Below are 6324 nucleotides of genomic sequence, written 5' to 3' on the forward strand. Positions count from 1 at the left end.
GTTCGCCGCTCTTCTCCCGGGCCGCGCCGACCAGCGCCGGCGCCTGCGGGTCGGCCAGGCCGCCCTCCTCGGCGAGTAGTTCGAGGTTGGTGGTCAGGCTGGTCAGCGGGGTGCGCAGCTCGTGCGAGGCGTCGGCGACCAGCCGGCGTTGGGTCTGTACGGCGTCGTCGAGGGTGGCCATCATCGCGGCGAAGGACCGGGCAAGCCGGGCGATCTCGTCCCGGCCGTGTATGTCCACGCGCCCCTGGAGATCGAGCGCCAGGTCCTGGGTCGCGGTCACGTGCTCGACGGTCTCGGTCAGCGCCTGCACCGGCCGCAGCACCCGCCCGGCCAGCAGCCGCGCGCCGAGGGCCACGGCGAGCGTGCCGCCGAGCATCAGCGCGGCCAGGATGAGGCCCAGCCGTTCGAGCGGCACGACGGCGGCCGACTCGGGGCGGGCGACCCGGACCAGCCCGTCGGGCTTGAGCCAGGCCGCGGTATACATCCGGTACGGTCGGCCCTGGTACGTCATCGAGGAGAAGTACGGGCTCTGCCCGCTGTGGGCGACCTCCACATCGTCATTGGTCAGCGGACCGAGCCCGCCCGAGGGGCCGAGCACGGCCGGCAGGTCCGTTTGCTCCACCTCGTCGAACGAGACGAACTGGAGCACCGTGTCACCGACGACCAGCACCCCGTCGGGTGAGGGTGTGCCCGTTTCGACGGCCTGCAGCTTGAGCTTCTTGGCGAAGTCCGGCGCGTTGGACGCGGTCGACACCAGCGAGCTGTCCAGTTGGTTGTGCAGGTCACGGTCGGCGGCCAGGTAGACCACGAGCGCCGCCGCGAACAGGGCGACGAACACGGCCAGGCCGCAGACCAGCGAGACCCGGGCGCGGAGGGTCACGGCTCCTCCCGCAGCACGTATCCGAGGCCGCGTACGGTCTGGATGAGCCGGGCCTCGCCGCTGGCCTCCAGTTTGGACCGCAGATAGCTGACGTAGACCCACAACGCGTTGGAGCCGGGACCGAAGTCGTAGCCCCAGACCGCCTCGAAGATCGCGGTGCGGCTGAGCACCCGGCGCGGGTTGCGCAGGAACAGTTCGAGCAACGCGTACTCGGTTCGGGTCAGCGACAGCACGCGCTCGCCGCGCCGGGCCTGGCATGCGGCCAGGTCGAGCTCCAGGTCGGCGAAGGCGAGCGTGTCGCGGGCCTGGCCGCCGCGCCGGAGCAGGGCGCGCAGGCGGGCCCGCAGCTCATCCAGGGCGAACGGCTTGACGAGGTAGTCGTCGGCCCCGGCATCGAGCCCGGCGACCCGGTCGGCGACCAGATCGCGGGCCGTCAGCATGAGGATCGGCGTCTCGTCGCCGCGTTCGCGCAGGATGCGGCAGACCTCCAGGCCGTTCGGCTCGGGCATCAGGACGTCGAGCACGATCGCTTGAAGGCCGCCGCCCGCCGCATGCTCGAGCGCGGCACCCCCGTCGGCCGCCTCGGCCACGCCGTAGCCGTCGCGGCGCAGCGCGTGCATCAGCGCACGCCGCACCGCTTCATCGTCGTCGACTATCAGAACGTGCACGACCTATTGTGGCGTCACGCCTTACCCGACGGCGCGGGCGACGGCGACTTGCTCGGCGGAGTCTTTCCAGGCGGGGTCTTACCGGACGGCGACTTCACCGGACCGGGCTGACCTACGATCTCCTTGAGGATCTTGAGTGCCTGAGCGTTGCCGATGTGCAGGTCCTTGGCGAACACCGCGACCACCCGCGGGTCGGTCGGGTCGGCGCCGAGCTTGCCGCTGGCAATCTTCATGTCGCGCAGCGCGTTCTCCAGCTTCGCCAGGCTCACGTGCAGGCTCGCCGCTATCTTGCGCAGGAGCGTGTCCTGGTCGCCCTTGCCCGGCCCGGGCTTCGCATTCGCCGCAACGGCCACCGAGCCCTTCCCGGCCGACTGGGACCCGGTGGCGGCGGCCGCGGACCCACCGGTCACGGCGACCACCGCGACGGTCGCCGCCGCGACGGTCGCCAACATCCTTTTGGTACGCATGGGACTCCCTCGTGTTGGGTTGTGGCGGGTTCGCCCCGCCACACCCCAAGCTCAACAAGGCAGCCTTCACACTTCCGTCGGCGAACCTTAGGAACACCTCAGTATCTTCACGGCCAGTGCCGCGGATAGCTGGAACGACAACGGCAGCCGGTCAACCTGTGGCCCCGCCGGCCGGGCCGGCGAACACGCCGCTGAGCAGATCGAATATCCGGTCCAACGAGCGGCTGGGCGCGACGGTGGCGATGCCGTGCTGGCCGACCATGTTTGCCGGCCAGAGCTCCAGCTGCACCGCGCCGAGGCGGAACGTGGGCGCGCCGGATCAGCGCCGGAACTCCCTTTCCGGCGCCGGCCAGCACCGAGAGATAACCCGGACGATCCCACATGTACACGGTCGTCTACGACCGGAACGTGTGACGCACGCTGTCCCATTTGTGCGCAACAACGTCAGGGCTGCGTCGCCTGAGCGTGCCATTGCGGGTCGTACGAAGCGTGACGGCAAAGCGGGGGGCCGCGCTCGGGGTGCGGCGCGATGACTGGGGCAAATCAGTACACTTGACTTCGGCCGCCGACCGGCCCCCTACGAATGCGAATTTACCCAGCAACTAAAGGCATTTGACATTGTCCACTGCGGATATGCGGTCGTATCTCGTCGGGCTTACGTCCTGGGTCCCGCTTTGAGTCAAGGTCGTAGATCTTGACTTGGCTTGGTGGCGTGGAGCTGCAGGTTCGCTCGTCGGGGCGAGCGCATGTGCGCACTAATCGTCGGGTCCGTACGGTAAGCGTCATCGTCTCTCAATCGCTGTGGTCCTCTGATCCGGCCCGCCGCAGTCGTTCTGGAGGTCGCGTGCGCATCAACCTTGGCGATGTGTCCCTGTGGTTCGATGTCTCCGGCCCGTCTGTCATCCCGCACGGGGACACGACGGTGGAGCGCCCGGTCCTGGTGGCCGTCCACGGCGGTCCCGGCCTGGACCACATGACGGTCAAACCCGCGCTGGAGCCGCTGGCCGCCGATTTCCAGGTCCTGTATTTCGACCTGCGCGGCCACGGCCGCAGCGACCGGAGCAGTGCTGAGTCCTGGAACATGCGGACCTGGGCTGACGACCTGCGGCGGCTGTGCGACGCGCTCGGGCTGCGCAAGCCGGTCATCCTCGGCAGCAGCTTCGGCGGGGACGTCGCGCTCACCTACGCGGCGCTGTTCCCCGATCACCCGGGCGGCGTCATCCTGGCCAACACGACGGGTGGCCACTGGGACGATCCGCGCGGCATCGAGGCGTTCGGCCGCGTCGGCGGCCCCGAAGCGGCCGCCATCATCGAGCGCGTCCGCGCATACCGCCGGGGCGGCTACGCTGCGGACGCCGAGGATCTCCAGGCTGAGTTCACCCGCGTCTGCTACCCGCTCTACAGCGCCACGGCGGGCTGGGCCGAGGAGTCCCGTCGGTTCCTGGCCCGGATGATCAGGAACCCGGACGTCGCCGCGCACTACGACCGCCACGAGCTCTTGAGCTTCGATCCCTGGAGCCTGCTCGGCGCCGTCCGGTGCCCCGTCCTGGTTATCGCCGGCGAGGACGACCCGGTCTGCCCGCTGCCCGTGGTCGAGGAACTGGCCGGCCAGCTGCCGGCTGACACCACCCGCCTCGTGCGACTTCCCGGGGCACGCCACACCATTTTCCGCGACCGGCCGGACCTCGCCTTCCCCGCCATCACCACCTTTGTCGCCCAGATCAGGGAAAGCCACCCCGCCGGCTGAGCCGCGCTGCCCGGCCAGGAAGACAAGCGAAGTGCGCCGGCCGATGCGATCGGCGGCGCCTGTTCGCCGCTCGGCGTAACCGGATCGGACGCGCACATCGCGCTCGACCTCGGCCCGGTACGACGGGCTTTCCGGCTCGTCCGCATTCGAACGCGCGCCAGGTCAGGACCAGAACCCCTCCGAGACGCGTTGATACCGACTGCCGAGCCGTGGATAGTCAGCACCATGGATTTCCGGGTGATCGCGGTGCCGGGCCACGGCGCCGAGGACGTTGTCGTGGCTGCCGACGGTGTCGTCTTCACCGGCACCGAGGACGGCGTGATTCACCGGATCGTCCCCGGCGGCTCGGTGGAGGCCGTCGCCAACACCGGTGGTCGACCACTGGGCATTGAACTGCTGCCCGACGGCCGGCTGCTGGTCTGCGACGCCCGCCGCGGCCTGTTGGCGGTCAACCCGTCCACCGGCGCTATCGAGGATCTGCTCGGCGGGATGCGGTTCTGCAACAACGCCGCGGTGGCCGCCGATGGCACGATCTACTTCTCGGATTCCTCCACGGTCCACCCCATCGATGAGTGGCGGGCGGAAATGGTCGAGGTGACACGCACCGGCCGGCTGCTGCGTCGCACCCCGGACGGCACCGTCACCGTCCTGCGCGACGGCCTGGCCTTCGCCAACGGCGTGGCGCTGGCAGGCGACGAGTCCTTCGTCGCGGTAGCCGAGACCGCGGCACGCGCTATAGCCCGCCACTGGCTCACCGGCCGCGACGACTTCCTGGTCGAGGACTTACCCGGCTACCCCGACAACATCGCCCGCGGCAGCGACCGACTGATCTGGGTGTCGATCGCCAGCCCGAAAGACCCGGTGGTGGAACGCCTCCAGCGCGCCCCCGTCTGGATCCGCCGCCAAGTCACCAAGATCCCCCAATCACTACAGCCGGCGCCGAAACGCACGGTCCGGGTCCAGGCGTACGACGACGACGGCCACCTGATCCGCGACCTCACCGGCGACAGCACCCACTTCCACATGGTCACCGGCGTCCGGGAACACGACGGCCGCATCTGGATGGGCAGCCTGCACGAGCCCGCCGTCGCGGTGCTGACCCCTTGAGATGCGCCTCACCGGTGCGGTCATCCACTGGCGCGGCGTGGCCGGAGCTAGCGCGGGCCGGCGACGTAACGTCCTGAAACGTTGACCAGCCGGGCGTCGGTCACACCGTCGTCGGCGAGTGACGCTTCAGACGATTCTGGATTCATGACTCAGGTGCTCCTCGCATTCCTTTCGGCGTCCTCGGTCTCCCGGCAACAGCATGCCGACGGCGGCCCTGCGCGCACTCAGATCGTCCGGTACCGAGCCGAAATCGGCCTGATCGCACCTACCACCGCGACGATCCAGGCCGCCGCCGCTGTGATGCTCGCAGTGGGCCAACTGTCCGAGGCGAGGGCCGGTCACGAGGCCGGCCAGGTTCCCGAACCTTTCGTCCAAGCATGCCGAGACGCAGAACGCGAGTTCAACCGGACCGCTCGAGCCGAACTGGGTAGCCCTGAATCAATCTGGAGACTCCCACCAGCCTCTCGCCAGCCGATGCTCCTCCGGCCACCGCGCACAAGGGGACCGAGAAGACCGAATGACCGCGACGACGTCCCCGATGCCTCCCAGGCCAGACAGAACGCCACAACGACCACGAGCACCGATGCGCCCTTTCAGCGGCAAATGAGCGCGTTGCCCTGGCAACGACGCGTGAGCCGCTACCGCGCGGCAGTCCACGCGCCGACGACCATTCTGACCGGCCAATTTGAACCCTGGCATCCGCAGCCGTTCAGGATATCCGCCAGCCAACTTCAGCCGCCCAACGTTCGGCTGAAGCCATCAGTACCTCGGTGGCGGGCGACTTGATCTGCCCGTAGTCCAACAGGTTCGGCACGCTCACCGCCAGACGCTGCTTGAAGGCGCCCCACGCCTGCCGAACATCGCTGTCCGACCGCAGATAATCACGGAAGAGCAGTGCGAACCGAGCATTACCCCCATCGCGTTCCCGGACGTGAACGTTCGCGATGCGCGCACCAATCGGCGGAGCGAAGACCAGCTTGCGATACTCCCGGCCGCCGGTGAGCTCAGCCCGGTTCCACGGTTCCGGCCGACAGCGGAAACCGATCCCGCCGAACAGCGCCACCAGCCGTTCCTCGTCGATCGACGGCACCCGCACCTGAACGTCGATGCAGTCCTTCGCCGCCAAGCCGGGAACCGAGGTCGAACCGACATGATCGATGACGGTCGCTTGGTCGCTCAGCACGGCTCGGATCTGAGCCGCCAGCACCTCAAAGGCTGCTGGCCAGTCCGGCCGATAGCTAACCACGGCGACCGACACGCTCTCGTCGGCAAACGGCACGGTCCTTGACGATACCGGACTACACGGAGCACACCTACCAGTGATCAGCGACCCTCGCCGTGACGTTGGGCGGTGCCCTATCGGCGGCTACTTGTTTCATTGATCTACGACCGCAGCCCGGCCAGGCTGGGTCGAGGTGACCGGTGGGTTCGCTCTCACGGCGGCTGCCCACCGCA

At 68.8% G+C, this 6324-nt stretch carries 7 protein-coding genes; 2 read left to right on the forward strand and 5 right to left on the reverse strand.

The features are described from left to right. The 4 genes from AB0M88_RS52650 to AB0M88_RS52665 all read right to left on the reverse strand — a co-directional run. Positions 1 to 880 (reverse strand): HAMP domain-containing protein (locus tag AB0M88_RS52650; RefSeq protein WP_364116018.1); only part of this gene is annotated, 880 nt, incomplete at its 3' end. Beyond that, a complete protein-coding gene (locus tag AB0M88_RS52655; RefSeq protein WP_364116021.1) occupies positions 877 to 1548 on the reverse strand; it encodes a response regulator transcription factor in 672 nt (223 codons plus the stop codon). The genes AB0M88_RS52655 and AB0M88_RS52650, both read right to left, overlap by 4 nt. A 14-nt stretch (positions 1549 to 1562) precedes the next feature. Further along, positions 1563 to 2015 (reverse strand): hypothetical protein, encoded by a 453-nt coding sequence (locus AB0M88_RS52660; RefSeq protein ID WP_364116024.1) that lies wholly within the window; start codon positions 2013 to 2015, stop codon positions 1563 to 1565. A gap of 151 nt (positions 2016 to 2166) precedes the next feature. Further along, entirely contained in the window at positions 2167 to 2304 is a 138-nt protein-coding gene (locus AB0M88_RS52665; RefSeq protein ID WP_364116027.1) for a hypothetical protein, read from the reverse strand. Between the two features lie 423 nt (positions 2305 to 2727). On the opposite strand from AB0M88_RS52665, the gene AB0M88_RS52670 reads away from it, so the two are divergent. Together AB0M88_RS52670 and AB0M88_RS52675 are read left to right on the forward strand one after the other, a co-directional pair. Continuing rightward, complete coding sequence (locus tag AB0M88_RS52670; RefSeq protein ID WP_364116030.1) at positions 2728 to 3762, forward strand: alpha/beta hydrolase; 1035 nt, start codon at positions 2728 to 2730, stop codon at positions 3760 to 3762. 225 nt (positions 3763 to 3987) lie between these two features. Continuing rightward, positions 3988 to 4869, forward strand: coding sequence for an SMP-30/gluconolactonase/LRE family protein (locus AB0M88_RS52675; RefSeq protein ID WP_364116033.1), 882 nt, complete (start codon positions 3988 to 3990; stop codon positions 4867 to 4869). A gap of 709 nt (positions 4870 to 5578) precedes the next feature. On the opposite strand, the gene AB0M88_RS52680 is transcribed toward AB0M88_RS52675, so the two are convergent. Beyond that, positions 5579 to 6148 carry a GrpB family protein gene (locus AB0M88_RS52680; protein ID WP_364116036.1) on the reverse strand — a complete coding sequence of 190 codons (570 nt, stop codon included), beginning with the start codon at positions 6146 to 6148 and terminating at the stop codon, positions 5579 to 5581. Between the last annotated feature and the right edge of the window lie 176 nt (positions 6149 to 6324).

Origin of the sequence: Actinoplanes sp. NPDC051411 (assembly GCF_040682075.1) — a bacterium.
In the GTDB taxonomy this organism is placed as follows: domain Bacteria; phylum Actinomycetota; class Actinomycetes; order Mycobacteriales; family Micromonosporaceae; genus Actinoplanes.

Excerpts from the sequence above, each read along its gene's own strand:
- AB0M88_RS52660 (WP_364116024.1), bottom strand. The coding sequence starts at position 2,015 with ATGCGTACCAAAAGGATGTTGGCGACCGTCGCGGCGGCGACCGTCGCG.
- AB0M88_RS52675 (WP_364116033.1), top strand. The coding sequence starts at position 3,988 with ATGGATTTCCGGGTGATCGCGGTGCCGGGCCACGGCGCCGAGGACGTT.